A 16,105-nucleotide genomic window follows, 5' to 3' on the forward strand; every position below is an offset into this window, starting at 1 on the left:
GATGGTATCATGATTTTCGTGCTTGACAATTTCGATTCGTTCTCCTACAATCTGGTGCAGTATTTTCAGCAGCTCGGCTGCGAGGTGGTGACCGCCCGCAACCGGTCGATCACGCCGGAGGAGGTGTTCGCGCTCCGCCCGGAGGCGATCGTGCTCTCGCCCGGTCCGGGCCGTCCGGAGAACGCCGGCATCATGCCCGCGCTGATCCGGGCCGCCGCCGGAAAAATTCCGATGCTCGGTGTCTGCCTCGGCCATCAGGGGATCGGGCAGGCGTTCGGCATGCAGGTCATTCATGCCGGGCGGATTGTTCATGGCAAGGTTTCGACGGTCGATCACGACGGGAAGGGGCTGTTCGCCGGATTGAGTTCGCCGTTCAAGGCGGTCCGCTACCACTCGCTCGCGCTCGACGAATCGACGCTGCCGCCGGAGCTGGAGATCACCTGCCGCAGTGAGGATGGAGAAGTGATGGGCATCCGCCACCGGGAGTACCTTATCGAGGGGATCCAGTACCATCCGGAGTCGATCCTCACCTCGACCGGCAAGCGGCAGCTCGCCAACTTCCTCGATCTGGTCAACCGCCGGCGGATGGAACGGAGGGCTGGATCATGCTGACGCGCTATCTGGAAAAAGTGCTTGACCGCCGGGACCTCTCGCCTGCCGAAATGGAGGAGGCGTTCCGCATCATCACCGGCGGGGAGGTGGCTCACTCGCAGATCGGTGCTTTTCTCGCGGCCTTGCGGATGAAGGGGGTGTCGCAGACCGAACTGGTCGGCGCCGCCCGGATGCTCCGCCGCGCCGCCGCCTTCATCGACTGCGGCGGTCGCGATGTGGTCGATGTGGTCGGCACCGGCGGTGACGGCACCGGCAGTTTCAACATTTCGACGACCAGCGCCTTCGTCGCCGCCGGGGCCGGCGTGTGCGTGGCCAAGCACGGCAACCGGGCGGCGTCGAGCCGCTGCGGCTCGGCCGATGTGCTGGCGGCGCTCGGATTTCAACTCGATGCACCGGCGGCGGTGATGGAGAATGCGATTGCGGAACACGGCATCGGCTTCCTCTACGCCGCGAAGTTTCATCCGGTGCTGGGACAGGTGGCGGTGCTGCGCCGTGAACTGCGGATTCGTACGGTGTTCAATATGGTGGGGCCTCTGTGCAATCCGGCCGGCGCGCGGTCGATCGTGCTGGGCGTTTACGCGCCGGAGCTCACGGAGCTCTTCGCCGGGGCACTGCAGGAGCTCGGCGTCCGCCGGGCGCTGGTGGTGCACGGGCTCGACGGGCTCGATGAGATCAGCTGCTGTGCCGCCACCCGGGTTTCGGAACTGCGTGACGGCCGCATCGTCACCCGTGAACTTCTGCCGGAACTTCTGCTTGGAACCGTCTATGCGCCGGAGGAGCTCCGGGGCGGGGATCCGGAGCAGAATGCGGAAATTCTCCAGTCGGTGCTGACCGGGGTGAACCGGGGCGCTCCGCGCGCGGCGGTACTGCTCAACGCGGGTGCGGCCATCTACGTCGCGGGCGTGGCATCCACGCTGGAAGAGGGGATTGCTCTCGCGGGCCGTTCGATCGATTCCGGCGCCGCGGAACGGAAACTGGAACTGTTGATTGAGGCGAGTCATGGAACGGGTGCTTGAAACGATTGTTGAACGGAGCCGTCCGGAGCTGGAAGAGGCGAAACGGCATGTCCCCGCCTCGGAACTTCGCCGCCGGATTGCCGCCGCGCCGCCGGTGCGCGATTTCACCGGTTCGCTCCGCAAGCCGGGGCTCCGGGTGATCGCCGAACTCAAGGCCGCTTCGCCGAGCAAAGGGGTGATCCGCCAGCCGCTGGAGGTGGAGGCGCTCGCCACCGAACTGGAGACGGCGGGAGCCGCCGCACTCTCGGTTCTGACGGAACGGAACTTCTTTCTCGGCGGCCTGGAGAATCTCGAACGGGCCCGGAAGGTGACCACCCTGCCGCTCCTGCGCAAGGACTTCCTCTACGACGAATACCAGCTTCTGGAGGCCCGGGCGGCGGGGGCGGACGCGGTGCTGTTGATCGCCGCCATGCTCACGGAAGCGGAGTTCCGGAATCTTCACGCCTGCGCCGAATCGCTCGGTCTTGCGGTGCTCTGCGAAGCACACACCCGCGAGGAGCTGGAGATGCTCGCGTCGAACGGCGCGCGGCTCATCGGCATCAACGCCCGCAACCTCTCCACCTTCGACACCAGCCTCGACCGGGTGGCCGAGTTGATCCAACGGGTGCCGGAGGGGTGCATCGCCGTCGGCGAGAGCGCCATCCGGGAGCGGGCGGACCTGCTGCGCCTTCACGGGCTGGGCGCGCAGGCCTTTCTGATTGGAGAAACCCTGATGCGGGCGCCGTCGCCCGGGAGGAAACTGTGCGAACTCCTGTCGAAGTGAAAATCTGCGGTCTGACCCGTCGGTGCGATGTGGAGCTGGCGGCGGAACTGGGGGCCGGTTACGTCGGCTTCGTTCTGGTTCCCGCATCGCCGCGCTGTGTGCCGGTGGAGAGGTTGCGGGAACTGACCGGCGGACTGCCGGCCGGTGTGAAGCGGGTCGGCGTTTTCGCCGATGCCGACCGGGAGACGATCCTGCGTGCGGCGGAGGGGAATTTCGACATCATTCAGCTGCACGGGGAGGAGGCCCCGGAGTTCGCCGCGTCGCTTCCGTATCCGGTCTGGAAGGCGGTGCGGGCCGTCGCCGGGACGGAGCTGGCGCCGCTCGCCGAATGGAAGGTGGAGCGTTTCCTCTTCGACGCGGCCTCCGGCGGAAGCGGCCGCCGCTGTGACTGGAGCCTCGCGGCGCAGGCCGCCCGGCGATGGCGGATCATGCTGGCCGGGGGACTTTCGCCGGAGAACATCCGCGAAGCAATCCAGACGGTGCATCCTGTCGGGGTGGATCTTTCGAGTTCGCTCGAAACCGCACCCGGCATTAAATCGGAAGAAAAAATGAAAACTTTATTCAAGGAGATAGTACAATGAATTCCCATTACGGTATTTACGGCGGGCAGTACGTCGCGGAGACGCTCATGCCCACACTGCATGCACTCGAAGAGGAGTATCTGCGCGCCCGGCAGGATCCGGCGTTTCAGCGCGAACTTGCCGAACTGCTCACCGACTACGTCGGGCGGGAGTCGCCGCTCTACTTCGCCAAACGGCTCACCGAGTACGCCGGAGGCGCCCGGATCTACCTCAAGCGCGAGGATTTGAACCACACCGGCGCCCACAAGATCAACAACACCATCGGACAGGCATTGCTCGCCCGCCGCATGGGCAAGAAACGGCTGATCGCCGAGACCGGCGCGGGGATGCACGGCGTCGCCACGGCGACGGTCGCCGCGCTCTTCGGCATGGAGTGCGACGTCTTCATGGGCGCGGTGGACGTCGCCCGGCAGGCGCCGAACGTCGAGCGGATGAAGACGCTCGGCGCCCGGGTGATCGCGGTGGAGTCCGGCTCCGCCACGCTCAAGGATGCGATGAACGAGGCGATTCGCGACTGGGTCGCCACCGAGGAGGACACCTTCTATGTGATCGGCACGGTGGCGGGGCCGCACCCTTATCCGGCGATCGTCCGCGACTTCCAGTCGGTGATCGGCGTGGAGAGCCGCCGCCAGATTCTGGAGAAGGCCGGCCGTCTCCCCGACGAGGTGATCGCCTGCGTCGGCGGCGGAAGCAACGCGATGGGCATGTTCGCCGGATTCCTGAGTGATGAAGGCGTCCGGCTCACCGGCGTCGAGGCGGGCGGGGAGGGGGTCGAAACCGGCCGCCACGCCGCCAGCATCTGCGGCGGACAGGTCGGCGTCCTTCACGGCAGCAAGACCTATCTATTGCAGACCGATGACGGGCAGATCGTCGAAACCCATTCGGTTTCCGCCGGACTGGATTATCCCGGCGTCGGTCCCGAACACAGCTTCCTTGCCGACTCCGGGCGGGTCCGCTACGTGGCGGTCAACGATCCCGAAGCGGTGGCGGCCTTCGACACGCTCTCGCATCTGGAGGGAATCATTCCCGCACTCGAATCGAGCCACGCGGTGGCGGAGGCGCTCCGCATCGCCCCGGAACTCGGGCCGGAGGGAATTGTTCTCGTCTGCCTCTCCGGGCGCGGCGACAAGGATATGGACAACATCAGACAGTACAAGGAAAAAATGGGGATTCTCTGAATTATGAATACACGCATCAACCGTTGTTTCGAACGCTGCCGCGCCGAAGGCCGGAGCGCATTGATCGTTTACGCAACCGTCGGCTGTCCGACGCCGGAGGAGAGTGAGGCGCTGATCGACCGCCTGATCGACGCCGGTGCGGATATGGTGGAGCTGGGGGTGCCCTTCTCCGACCCGATGGCAGATGGGCCGGTGATCCAGCATGCCGAGCAGGTCGCCCTCGCCGCGGGAACCACCTTGAAGAAGGTGCTCGAAATCGCCGGGCGTATCCGGGCGCGCCATCCGGAGACGCCGCTGGTGCTCTTCTCCTACTACAACGTCCTCTTCCACTACGGGCTGGACCGGCTCGGCGCGGCACTGCGCGAGACGGAGATCGACGGACTGCTCGTCGTCGATCTGCCGCTGGAGGAGCGGAGCGAAATCGAGCCGCTCTGCCGCACTTCCGGCGTTGAGCTGATTCCGCTGGTCTCTCCGGCGACCTCGCTGGAGCGGGCCGAACGGATCGCCTCCGGTTGCGGCGGCTTCGTCTACTACATCACCGTGCGCGGCGTGACCGGAGTGCGTCAGGCTCTGCCGCCGGAACTGGCCGGCGAGCTGGAAACTCTTCGCGCCCGCCTTCCTCTGCCGGTTGCCGCCGGATTCGGCATTTCTTCGGCGGCGATGGCGAAGGCGGTCGGCGCCCATGCCGATGCCGTGGTGGTCGGCAGTGCGGTCATGCGCAAAGTGCTCGACGAAGGGTGCGATGCCGCTGTCGCGCTGACCGGCGAGCTGGCGGCCGGAGTCCGGGGCCGGGATGCTTGATTTTCCCTCTCCGACCGGCTATCTTATAGCAAGGACAGCAGGACGGGGAGGAATATGGCGGAGGCACAGGCAATTGCGGCGGTTCGGGTGAGCGAAGCGGCCCGCCGTCTGGATGTCTCCGCCGGAACCATCCGCAACTGGTTGCGGACCGGTCTGCTCTCACCGCTGCCCGGCCGACCGGTCGCCATCGCCGCCGATGCGGTGGAGAAGCTCCGGCATGAGCTGGGCAGCGGCAGTTCGATGAAACTGCGCAGCCGCGCCAACAAGCGGCGTGCCAGTGCCGCCTTCGCCCCTTCGGAGTATTCCAGTGACCGGACTTTTTCGCGCCGGCTTGCCGCGGTGGCGGCTTTCGCCCGCTCGCGGCGGCTCAATGTGGAGAAGGTGCTCTGCTTTGCCGCGCTCCGGCTGCTCGCCGAGCGCAAAGAGGTTGAGCTTTCCTCCGCTCTCGCGCCGCTTTTCTGGCGCCGCCGGAATATGGAGCGGATCATGGCGCCGTGGTTGCGGCGTGTCGGCCCGCCCGGGGCGGCGCATTGCCGGGTGTTCGAGCTTGCCGAACCGGGGGCGGAGGGGGATTTTCTCGGCTTTCTCTACCAGTCGCTCTCCCGGACCGGATTGAAGTCGGCGCAGGGCAGTTACTACACCCCCGACCGTCTGGTGGAGGCGTCACTGCGGCCTGCCGCCGGGAGAGTTTCCTCGTTTCTCGACCCCTGCTGCGGCACCGGGAACTATCTCGTGCACGCCGCCCGGGTGCTCCAGCTGCCGCTGGAATCGATCCACGGGGTGGATCTGGATCCCGTGGCCGCGCGGATTGCCCGGCTCAATCTGCTGCTGGAGTTTCCGGAGAAGGATGTCGCGCCCGACGTCCGTTCCGGCAATGCGCTCGGACGCATCCGTCTGCCGCAGGTTGACTTTATCGCGACCAATCCGCCGTGGGGAGCGTTTCGCGGCGCGCCGCCGCGCGGGGAGGAGTTCGCCGGACTTGCCGGGCGGGAACGCTTCTCCTTCTTCATCGCCCGCGCACTCTCGCGGCTGCCGGAGGGGGGACGGCTGTCGATGATTCTGCCGGAATCGATCCTGAACATCCGGGCGCACGCCGACATCCGTTCGCTGATCGCCGCCCGGAGCCGGATTGAGCGGATTGAACCGCTGGGGCGTTCATTTTCCGGCGTGTTCACTGCCACTATCCGGCTGGATCTGGTCCGGCGAGGAGCGGGGACGTTGACCGGCGGAGCGGTCTGGCACCCGGTGGCGGAGGAGGACCGTACACTGCTGGAGAAAATTTTCGCCGTGCCGCACCGGACGTTGAAAGGGAACGCCCTCTGGGCGCTCGGCATCGTCACCGGTGACAACCGCCGTTTTCTCGCCGACGCGCCGGAGCCGGGGGCGGAGCCGATTCTGCGCGGCAGTGACATTCAGCCGTTTTCGATCGGCGCGCCGCGCCGTTTTCTCCGGCTCGGAATCGGGAAGTTTCAGCAGGCCGCGCCGCTCGCATTCTACCGCACGCCCGGGAAATTGATCTACCGTTTCATCGCCGACCGGCCGGTATTCGCGCTCGACCGCGCCGGAGTTCTCACGCTCAACAGCGCGAATCTCCTGATTCCCCGCCTGTCCGGGGTGACGGCGGAGGCGATTGTGGCGCTCTTCAACTCCACGCTCTTCGGTTATCTGTTCCGCCGCCGTTTCGCGACGCACAAGGTACTGCGCGGCGACCTGGAGGAGCTGCCGGTTCCGGAGGCGGAGCCTGCTGTTTTCGCCCGACTCGGAGAATTGGCCGATTCCGCCGGAAATCTGCCGGAGATCGACCGGATCGTCTTCGACCTCTTCCACCTCACCGCGGAGGAGCGGGCGCGGGTGCTCTCTTCGCGCTGACGAAAAAAAGCGCCTCCTCCCGCCGGGGGAGAAGGCGCGGTGCCGATTTTTCGATGAAATCAGTACTTCTGGTCGGCGTAGTTGACCCAGCCGCCCGCCTTGACCAGTTCGAGGTCGAAGGCTCCGGCGGTGAAGGAGTACTTTCGGGTCTCTTTGCCGTTGGTGATGGTGAAGCTGTGCCCGTCGAAGTCGGTGGTGAGCTCCGCATCGGTTCCGGCGAAGGTGCGGAAGATCTCGTCGATCGTCGCCTTGTCGAGCTGAATCGCCATCAGTCCGCAGTTGAACATGTTCTGGCGGAAGATGCGCGCGAAGTTCTCGGCGATGACCAGATTGATGCCGTTGCATTCGAGCACCCACGGCGCATGTTCCCGGCTGGAACCACAGCCGAAGTTCGCCCGGGTGACGATGACGCTCTTGCCGGCGATGTCCTTTTTCGGGTCGAAGCCGGGCAGGTTGAGATCCTCGAGGCAGTAGGGCTTCAGGGCGGCCTTGGTCAGTTCCGTCAGATACTTGGCCGGAATGATCTCGTCGGTGTTGATATCCGAACGGTCGAGGAAGAGAATTTTTCCGTTGAAGTTTTTCATTTTGACAGTCGCCTTCATTTATTTCTTGAAGAGGGGCGAATTGGTGATCACACCGGCGATGGCGGTCGCCGCGGCGGTCGCCGGGCTCATCAGGTGAACCATGCCGCCTTTGCCCATGCGTCCGTTGAAGTTGCGGTTGGTGGTCGAGGCGCAGGATTCGCCCGAGGCCAGCACGCCGTTGCTCATGCCGAGGCAGGCGCCGCAGGTCGGATTGGTCACGCAGAACCCGGCATCCATGAAGATCGCGATCAGCCCTTCGGCGAGCGCGTCGCGGTAGATCTTCGGCGTCGCCGGCGAGACGATGGCGCGGAGATTCGGGCTGATGTGTTTGCCCTTGAGGATTCCGGCGGCGATCCGGAGGTCTTCGAGCCGGCCGTTGGTGCAGCTGCCGATGTAGACCTGGTTGACCGGGGTGCCCTCCATTTCACGCACGGTGCGGACCTGGTCCGGCTTGTAGTTGATCGTCACCATCGGTTCGAGGTTCGAAACGTCGAATTCGACCGTGTCGGCGTAGACCGCGTCGGCGTCGGGCCGCCACTTCGAGTATTCGGCGAGCGCCTCTTCGCGGCTCTTGAACTCCTCCTTGATGAAGGGCCAGAGGAAATCGACCGTCACCATGTCCGGATAGCAGATGCCGCAGGTGGCGCCCGCTTCAATCGCCATGTTGCAGAGCGTCATGCGCGCATCCATCTGCATGGCGTCGACCACCGGACCTGCGAACTCGATCACCTTGTCGGTGGCGCCGTTGACGGTGAGCTTGCCGATGACCGCGAGGATCACATCCTTGGCGAAGACGCCGGGCTGGAGCTTGCCGGTGAGGTTCACCTTGATCGTTTCGGGTTCGCGCATCGTGCACACCCCTTTGAGAATGCCCACTTCGAGGTCGGTGGTGCCGACGCCCGCGGCGAACGCGCCGAACGCGCCGTGGGTGCAGGTGTGGGAGTCACCCATGATGACGGTGTAGCCGGGGCGGACAAATCCCTTTTCCGGGAAGAGCGCGTGGCAGACGCCGTTTGCGCCGATGTCGAAGAAGTCCTTGATGCCGTGGCGGCGCGCCCACTCGCGCATGGTCTTGCCCTGCTCGGCGGTCTTGGAATCCTTCGCCGGGGTCACGTGGTCGATGACCGCCTTGATTTTCGTCGGGTCGAACACCCGGTCCTTGCCGATGGCGACCAGATCGTTGATGGCGATCGGCGTGGTGATTTCGTGGCAGAAGACGCGGTCGAGACTGAGGACCCAGACGCCGTCCGCCGGCTTGTCGACGACATGCGCGTCGAAGATTTTCTGAGCGGTTGTTTTGCCCATTTCGGAAACTCCTTCCGTTGTTGTTTCTGTACACTCCTTACTATAGCACGGCTTGTGGAAAATTCAATATTTTTATAAAAATTAAATATATTTAACAAAAGTGGGATTTTCTGCTCTTCTGAGGTCCGGGAGAGGGCGGAGAAGAGGGGCAGGGGAATAAATATAATGAACCGCCGTCCTGAGCGGGGCGGCGGTTCCGGGAGCGATCTGACGCGGGCGGGGAGGCGGGTCACACCTCCAGCACGTTCACGCCGAAGCCGGTGAGAATCTTCGCCAGCGTTTCACGGCGTTCCGGCGACGGGGAGGGGACATCCGGCAGGGTCACCGCGTGACCGATCGACTCATATTTCGAGCGGGCGAACGCGTGGTAGGCGAGCAGACGGACGCCGACAAGATGGCGCAGCCCGGCGAGAAACCGCCCGGCGGCGGCGAACTCCTCCGGCGAATCGTTCAACCCGGGAACCACCGGCATGCGGATTTCGATGGGGACGCCGGTTTCGTCGAGCGTGCGCAAATTTTCGAGAATCCGTTCGTTGCCCCGTCCGGTCAGGCGACGGTGAAGGTCGGAATCCATCGCCTTGATGTCATAGAGAAAGAGTCCGGTGTGCGGAAGTACCGTTTCGAACGCCTTCCACGGTACTTCGCCGCAGGTATCCACCGCACAGGGAATCTTCTCGGCGTTAAGAGGTTCGAAAAGCTCCGCGCAGAACTCCGGGTGGAGCAGCGGTTCGCCTCCGGAGACGGTGACTCCGCCGCCGCTTTCGGCGTAGAAGACCCGGTCGCGGAGCACTTCAGCCAGCACCGCCTCGACCGTCATCTCCTGCCCGTAGAGGGTCAGCGCGTCGAAGAGGCACGCTTCGACACAGCGGCCGCAGCCGATGCAGTTCTTCCGGTCGATGGTGTGAAGGTTCCCTTCGACGTGGTGGCAGGAACAGACGGCGGCGCAGGCGCCGCAGCCGACGCACTTGCCCTGCCGCAGCGCGATTTCCGGTTCCGGGCGGACGCTCTCCGGATTGTGACACCAGAGACAGCGCAGCGGGCACCCCTTCAGAAACACGGTGGAGCGGATTCCCGGTCCGTCATGGACGGCCAGATGTTTGATGCCGACGATGCGAACCGGGTTCATTCCTGCACCTCCGCCTGACGGATGAAGGCGTCCTGCTCCTCCGGCGAGAGGTCGATGAAGCGGCTGTTCCAGCCGCAGACCCGGACCTGCACGTCGGAGTGTTTTTCCGGCTCCTTCTGCGCTTCGCGCAATTCATCGGCGTCCAGAATGTTGAACTGCACTGTGAGTCCGCCGGAGGCGAAGTAGCCGCGCACCAGACCGGCGATCACCTTCGCCCCGTCCGGACCGGAGACCGCGCTCGGGTGGAGCAGAATGTCCAGCACCGCTCCGTCCGGAGACTCCGCCTGATCGAGCGAGGCGGCCGAGTTCATCAGCGCAAGCGGACCATGTTTCTCCATGCCGATCGAGGCGCCGAGGTTGCGGGAGAGGGGTTCTCCGGCAAACCGGCCGTCCGGCGTGGCGGCGCACTTCTTCCCGAAGGTGAAGTTGTGGTCGATCGACCAGAGGCCGAGCTGGAAGGTGCCGCCCCGGGTGTTGGGGGTGCGGTTGATCTTCTTCGCGAGAAACTCCACAATCCGCTGCCCGGCGGTGTCGGCCTCCGGATGGTTGTTGCCCCACTTCGGCGACCGCTTGAGCGCCTGCTGGCGCAGGGGTTCGGCGCCCTGCCAGTTGCGGTGCAGCGCGTCGGAGAGCTGAGCAACGGTGCAGAGTTTGCGATCGTCAACCAGCGTCTTCACCGCCATCAGGGAGTCGACCACGGTGCCGAGTCCACAGCACATGACGCCGCTGGAGTTGTAGCGGGTGCCGGCGTCGGATACGTCGCGTCCCGATTCGATGCAGTCGCGCATGGTGCCGGAGAGCAGCGGGGAGGGGTTGATCTCCTTCCAGACGCGCTCATGGGCATTGGTGTTCTCCATCACGCGGGTGAGCATTGCGTCGAGCTGGCGGAAGTATTCCGCTTCGAACTCCTTCGCGTCGGCGGGGAGGCCGCACTCCGGGCCGAGCCGGACGCCGTCGAAGGTGCAGCCGTTGTTGAGGACCGCCTCCAGCGGTTTGACCAGATTGCCCCAGGCGGCCATCGAACAGCACATTTCACGCCCCATGATCGCCGGTTCATAGCAGCCGATCAGCACGTAGCGGCAGAGGTCCTGCTCCTCCTTGCCGCGACGGCGGAACATGTCGAAGGCGACCTCGTCGTTGCTGAACACCACCGCGGTCCGGCCGGTGCGGACGCATTCGGCCACCTGCAGGAGATTCTTCTCGGGCGTGCCCTTGTGGACGCGGAACGACAATTTCGGATTGATCCGGTTCAGCTCCCGGTGGACCTCGAAGCAGAGTTCGGTGAGTTCATTGCAGCCGTCGACGCCGGGGGAAGCGAGACCGCCGAAGCAGAAGTTCTTGCCGTTCGGATGCATCTGGGCATAAAACTTCGTCCAGTAGAATTTGAGCAGCTCCTTCGCCTCTTCGCGGGTGAGGATTCCGCGCTCCAGGTCGTGGCGGAGGAACGGCACGTACAGCTGGTCGAAGGTCCCCTGCGAACGGACCGGCTCAAGCTCCATCTCCTGACAGGTATCGTAGATGAGCCCGAGCTGAAGTGCCTGTCGCAGCGTCTCCGGCGGACGGTCGGCGATGGCATACATCGTTTCGGCCAGTTCCGGGAGCTGTCTGGCATCGGCCAGTGCCGCGAACCGCAGAATCAATTTGCGCATTGCCTCGAAGACGCAGGCGGCGGCGGCAAGGAAATCCTTCGCCTCCTGATCGTTCGCCTTTTCGAGAGCGGCGAGTGCCCGGTCGCGCAATCCGGCGGGGCCGAGGGAGAGCACGGCGTACCAGTCGGGCGAGGTGTGGCTCTGATCCATCTGAGAGATGAAAATGCCGCCGTCGCCGAAGGCCCGGGTCGACTGAAGCACGGTTGCACAGATATGACTTTCCGCGGCCTTTCTGCATTTGTTATTGAGATCCCAGAGGAGCCCTTTCCCCTCGAGATGGTCGGCGAATCGGTCGAAGGAGTCGATGCCGATTCTGCCGCGGGTGAGAAGAAGGGCGAGCATTTCCGCCTTGAGGCGGATGAGCGGCTTGTCTTGATGCCGAGTTTCGTACTCTTCAAGTTCCTGTTTCAACGTTTTTTCATCCGGACCGCTTTCCGGCTCGGTCACCATCGGGTGGTATTGCTGTTCCAGCCGGGTGCGGACGGTTTCAAATCTGCTTTCCATTTTGGAATCCTCCTGCGTTCCTGCTATTCAGTATACCACGAAATGCGGAAAAATAGAATGAACAAAATGGAGAAAAACATATCTTTTCCAGTATTCTGCTTGATTTTTTTTGCAGAATCTTCTATATTCAACCGTAGAAAACAAGGAGAATGGCATCATGCCGATGACGACGTTTCAGGAACTCAATCTGCAGGCGCACAGCCGACAGCTGAACCTGATTCTGCGGCCGGTTTATTACGGGACGAATCCGGGACGGTGGAAGAGTTGCATGCCGCACAACCGCCTGGTCTGCATTCTGGATTCGGACGGGGCGTGTTCGTTTCAGGATGACGCCGAGACGATTCCGCTGACGCCGGGGCAGTGTGTCTTCGTGCCGGCGTTCCGGGAGATCCTGCACGATCAGAATGAGAGCATGCTTCATTTTTCGGTGCACTTCAATCTGGAGGCGTTTCCCGGGGTCGATCTCTTTCTCCGGCAGAAACGGAGTTACCACGCGGAGAAGCCGGACTGGATCGCCGCAATCCGGCGGATGGTGGAGCTGCGCGACCCGCTTCAATGGGTTGCCGCGCTTCACGCGCTGATCTGGGAGGCGCTGAGCACACTGTTGCGGGAGTCGAATGTGACGGCGGAAAATCTGCTCGGCGGATACAGCCGGTATGAGCCGCTCTTTGAATTTCTGCTCGATCACTGCACGGCCGGCATCGATGTGGCGCAGATGGCGCGGATCATGCATATGAACAAGGAGACCTTCACCAAGAAGTTCATCTATGACACCGGACTCTCGCCGAAACGATTTTTCTCGCGATTGCTGGTGAAGCGGGCGGAACGGATTCTCGCCGGTACGGAGCTCTCCATCCGGGAGGTGGCGGACCAGCTCAACTTCTGCAACGAGTTCTATTTTTCGCGCTTTTTCCGGCGGCATCTGGGCTGTTCGCCGCGGGAGTACCGCAAGCTCTACCGGGTGCTGGCGGGCGACCCGGCGGGCGCGGCGGAGCGTCGGGCGGGGGAGGGGGCGGAACTCGCCTGAGCCTCTCCCCGCGACGCGGTTCCTCCGCTTAGAGGAAGTCGGCGAACGGCACCTTGAGGAAGTAGAATTTCCGGACCGTGTCGATCGCGAGATAGAGCTTCTCCTCCTTTTCGTCGGCGAATCCGTGCGGATAGGCGACCTGGGTGATGGCGGGTTTCCCGTTCGGCTGGAGCGGACCGGAGAACGAGCGTGCCAGCGGCAGTTTCTTCTCCCAGGTGGCGCAGTTGTCGGAACTGACCCAGAGCTCCAGAACGTCGCGGTACGGATGGTCCGGGGTGCAGACGTTGTTGACGAGCACGTGACGGCCGCGGATGCGGTAGATGACGAATTTGGTGCCGGGGTTCGGGATTTCCGAGGGGCGGGCGGGGGTCCAGCTCTTCCCGTAATCGAAGCTCTCGCTCTCCCAGAGGACGGCGGCGGGGTGCTCGTAGCGAACGTACATTTTGAGGTGTCCGGGTTCGAGTTCGGTAACTTCCGGCTCCCAGGCGGATTCGGGAGTTTCGACGGCGCCGTGGAGGGAGAAGCTCTTCCCGCCGTCGGTGGAGCGGATGACGCCGGAGACGAATCCGTTGCCCGGGGCGCGGATGGTATCCCATTTTGTCCGGTTGCAGAACCAGTAGACCGGGAAGATCCAGCTGCCATCGCTGAGCACCTTGCCCTGCCGGACCGAGAAGTTCGCCGGCACGCCCGGAAGCGACACGGGATTGCTCCAGCTTCTGCCGGAATCGTCGGTGAAAGTCAGGAAGGCGCGCAATTCGGCGTAGACGGTTTCGTAGCAGAAGGTCTGGAAGACGGCGAAGGGGCGTTCGCCTTCGGTGAAAAGTTCGGTCCCCCAGGTGCAGCGGAACGGATGGCGGAAGAGCAGTTGCGGCTTCGACCAGGTTTCGCCGTCGTCCTCGCTGCGGATGACGGTGGCGACGTTTTCCGGGGCCGGTTCCTGTTTGCCGCCGGTGTAGAGCAGTGAAACGATCGAGCCGTCCGGCATGCGGCGCGGGGTGGGTTCGCGGCCGAAGAGCCAGGTGGAATCGGCTTCGAACATCGTGGAAACGGGGTAGGCGAATTCAATCCGGTCGACGAGTTCCATGAAAATTCTCCTTGATTTCGATTTCCGGGTTGCTTTATGAACAATATAGGCTATGTTTCAGCAAAGGGCAATTGCAGGAAAGCGGTAATTTCTTTCGATTTTCGACACTATGAATGAATTCGGCGACGAACGGAAAAGGAAGCTGGAGACGCTGTTGGAACCGGCGGCGGAGGAGACGCTCGCCCGGATTGCGCTGGAGACGGAGCCGATTGTGCTCGGCATCACCTTCTGGAACTGTTTCCGGCCGTGGCGTGTACCGGAGCGGCGGATTTGCGACAACTTTTTCTACATGACCGTTTCGGGGGAGGAACAGGTGGAGGTGGCGGGCGAGCGGCGGATTTTCCGGCGCGGCGACGCGATGATCGTGCCGGAGTTCGTGCCGCACGCGTTCGGGCTGGCCGACGGATGCGATGCGTCGAGCCACTTCATCGCCCATGCGCTGGCGGACAACGTCGCCGGGGAGAATCCCTTCGGCTGTTTTGCCACACCCTTTCTGCACCCGGCGCACACCGACGCGGTGCTGGAACGGCTCACCCGGATTGTCGCGTTGCGGAACCATTCGCCCGAGGCGGCACAACGTCTGATGCGTCACCTCTTTCTGGAGTTGATGGAGGAGGAGGCGGCGGCGGGACGGTTTCGCTTTGCGGAGCGCCGCAGAAGCGATGAGCGGATCACCCGTGCACTCGCGTACATCCGCGAAAATTTTTCCGGAAACATCGGGGTTGCCGACATCGCGGCGGCGGTGCATCTGGGGGAGGTGCAGTTGCGCAAACTTTTCCGGCGGGAGATGGGGATGGGGCCGGCCGCCTACCTGCAGCGGGCCCGGCTGATCCATGCGGCGCGGCTGCTGGCGCGATACGATCTGCCGCTGGGGGAGGTGGCGCGCCGTTCGGGATTTTCCGGGGAGTGCTATTTTGCGACGTTGTTCCGGAGCGTCTTCGCCCGGACGCCCGGCCAGTACCGCCGCTACATCCGGGGGCGGTGAAGCGCGGCTGTCGCCGTCGGAGGTTCCGGGGGTGGTGTTCCACGAGCTGGTGGCGCACAAGGGGCTGCGGGAGGTTCTCGCGCCGGATGCGTTCCACTCGATGCTCGATTGGGTCAGCAGCCGTCACGGCGGCGAGGCGCGTTTCCGCGAGATCGCGGAGCGCTACCATCTCGATCTCGATACGGAGAACGGCAGGCGCGAAGCGGCCGAAGAGTACATCGCTCATCTGGCCGAGGAGAGAAATGAAGCGTTGAAACCGTCGTGGTGGCGGGAGTTTCTGGCGCAGGTGAAACAGCTTCTCCGCCGTCTGCCCTATCTCGACCGCGTCCGCTGGAGTGACCGCGAGATCGAGGCGCTGCTGCGCCGTTCCGCCCGGGCGCTGCGGCGGAGAAGCCGCGCCGGGAGAAATGCGGAGATCGGCACCAGAAATTGGTTGCGATTCTCCAGTTCATTGATCAATGATCCGGAGGGAGGGAAAGCGTTTCCCAAGCGGAAGGCATCCACCTATGCCGAGGCGAGAAATCATTTGCGGTCATTGCAGGGGAAGACCTTTGTAAATGCAGATTCCCAAGATGAGGCGAAACTTTCTTTAAATGGAATTAACAAACTGCTCTCGAACAAGGCAAGAGAAAAATCAAACGCCAATGGCTTTACCAATGCGGAACATTTTGAAGCAATTTCCAACATTGATCGTCTGTATGAAAATGCAGTTCTTGTAGAAAGGCGTGAAGATCGCAAAGGGAGTGAACATATTCGTTCCATTAAGCGATTTGCCGCGCCGTTCTATACAGGGAAAACTTTTGCGGAAGCGTATATTACGGTAAAAGAAATTGTAGAAGATGGGAATCGGATCTACTCGCTGGAACTGGATGAATTGAAAAAACCGTCAGCGGTCAACCAAGGTGGTTCGCCTGATCGGATACCACGCCCCGCCGACGGGACCCCCCCGGACACCGTCGCGGATACGACCAAGCAGTATCCAGTGGCCGGGAGCTATAACAAGCTACTCGATAAAACGGAA

General features: G+C 63.2%; 15 protein-coding genes. 10 read left to right on the forward strand and 5 right to left on the reverse strand.

What is annotated here, in order from left to right; all coding sequences use genetic code 11:
• The first annotated feature begins 9 nt into the window (after nt 1-9).
• The 7 genes from ACMLHG_RS04035 to ACMLHG_RS04065 are packed head-to-tail and all read left to right on the forward strand — an operon-like array spanning nt 10 to nt 6,820.
• A complete protein-coding gene (locus ACMLHG_RS04035; RefSeq protein WP_417169644.1) occupies nt 10-612 on the forward strand; it encodes an anthranilate synthase component II in 603 nt (200 codons plus the stop codon).
• Nucleotides 606-1,628, forward strand: coding sequence for an anthranilate phosphoribosyltransferase (trpD, locus tag ACMLHG_RS04040; RefSeq protein WP_417169645.1), 1,023 nt, complete (start codon nt 606-608; stop codon nt 1,626-1,628). The genes ACMLHG_RS04035 and trpD overlap by 7 nt, the downstream gene beginning before the upstream one ends.
• Nucleotides 1,612-2,391: an indole-3-glycerol phosphate synthase TrpC gene (trpC, locus tag ACMLHG_RS04045; RefSeq protein WP_417169646.1), complete on the forward strand. Its 780-nt coding sequence runs from the start codon at nt 1,612-1,614 to the stop codon at nt 2,389-2,391. Before trpD ends, trpC begins: the two co-directional genes overlap by 17 nt.
• A complete protein-coding gene (locus ACMLHG_RS04050; RefSeq protein WP_417169647.1) occupies nt 2,370-2,972 on the forward strand; it encodes a phosphoribosylanthranilate isomerase in 603 nt (200 codons plus the stop codon). Before trpC ends, ACMLHG_RS04050 begins: the two co-directional genes overlap by 22 nt.
• Nucleotides 2,969-4,150, forward strand: a complete 1,182-nt coding sequence (gene trpB, locus ACMLHG_RS04055; RefSeq protein WP_295807993.1) for a tryptophan synthase subunit beta — start codon at nt 2,969-2,971, stop codon at nt 4,148-4,150. Before ACMLHG_RS04050 ends, trpB begins: the two co-directional genes overlap by 4 nt.
• Nucleotides 4,151-4,153: 3 nt before the next feature.
• Nucleotides 4,154-4,951 (forward strand): tryptophan synthase subunit alpha, encoded by a 798-nt coding sequence (gene trpA / locus ACMLHG_RS04060; RefSeq protein WP_417169648.1) that lies wholly within the window; start codon nt 4,154-4,156, stop codon nt 4,949-4,951.
• A gap of 54 nt (nt 4,952-5,005) precedes the next feature.
• Nucleotides 5,006-6,820, forward strand: coding sequence for a TaqI-like C-terminal specificity domain-containing protein (locus tag ACMLHG_RS04065; protein ID WP_417169649.1), 1,815 nt, complete (start codon nt 5,006-5,008; stop codon nt 6,818-6,820).
• Nucleotides 6,821-6,879: 59 nt separating this feature from the next.
• On the opposite strand, the gene ACMLHG_RS04070 is transcribed toward ACMLHG_RS04065, so the two are convergent.
• The 4 genes from ACMLHG_RS04070 to ACMLHG_RS04085 form a co-directional block, all read right to left on the reverse strand.
• Nucleotides 6,880-7,404 (reverse strand): 3-isopropylmalate dehydratase small subunit, encoded by a 525-nt coding sequence (locus tag ACMLHG_RS04070; protein WP_295807986.1) that lies wholly within the window; start codon nt 7,402-7,404, stop codon nt 6,880-6,882.
• A gap of 18 nt (nt 7,405-7,422) precedes the next feature.
• Nucleotides 7,423-8,709, reverse strand: coding sequence for a 3-isopropylmalate dehydratase large subunit (locus tag ACMLHG_RS04075; protein WP_295807983.1), 1,287 nt, complete (start codon nt 8,707-8,709; stop codon nt 7,423-7,425).
• Nucleotides 8,710-8,938: 229 nt separating this feature from the next.
• Nucleotides 8,939-9,835 carry a glycyl-radical enzyme activating protein gene (locus tag ACMLHG_RS04080; protein WP_295807981.1) on the reverse strand — a complete coding sequence of 299 codons (897 nt, stop codon included), beginning with the start codon at nt 9,833-9,835 and terminating at the stop codon, nt 8,939-8,941.
• Nucleotides 9,832-11,988, reverse strand: a complete 2,157-nt coding sequence (locus ACMLHG_RS04085) for a pyruvate formate lyase family protein (RefSeq protein WP_417169650.1) — start codon at nt 11,986-11,988, stop codon at nt 9,832-9,834. The genes ACMLHG_RS04080 and ACMLHG_RS04085 overlap by 4 nt, the downstream gene beginning before the upstream one ends.
• A gap of 157 nt (nt 11,989-12,145) precedes the next feature.
• Here ACMLHG_RS04085 and ACMLHG_RS04090 point away from each other — a divergent pair, with 157 nt between their 5' ends.
• A complete protein-coding gene (locus ACMLHG_RS04090) occupies nt 12,146-13,015 on the forward strand; it encodes a helix-turn-helix domain-containing protein (RefSeq protein ID WP_295807976.1) in 870 nt (289 codons plus the stop codon).
• 28 nt (nt 13,016-13,043) lie between these two features.
• Here the strand turns inward: ACMLHG_RS04090 and ACMLHG_RS04095 are convergent, their stop codons facing one another.
• A complete protein-coding gene (locus ACMLHG_RS04095; protein ID WP_417169651.1) occupies nt 13,044-14,099 on the reverse strand; it encodes a sialidase family protein in 1,056 nt (351 codons plus the stop codon).
• 109 nt (nt 14,100-14,208) lie between these two features.
• Between ACMLHG_RS04095 and ACMLHG_RS04100 the strand changes: the two genes are divergently transcribed.
• Complete coding sequence (locus tag ACMLHG_RS04100; protein WP_417169652.1) at nt 14,209-15,084, forward strand: helix-turn-helix domain-containing protein; 876 nt, start codon at nt 14,209-14,211, stop codon at nt 15,082-15,084.
• 34 nt (nt 15,085-15,118) lie between these two features.
• A partial coding sequence (locus ACMLHG_RS04105; RefSeq protein WP_417169653.1) for a hypothetical protein occupies nt 15,119-16,105 on the forward strand: 987 nt, incomplete at its 3' end.

The organism is Victivallis sp., from assembly GCF_048170485.1.
Taxonomy (GTDB): domain Bacteria; phylum Verrucomicrobiota; class Lentisphaeria; order Victivallales; family Victivallaceae; genus Victivallis.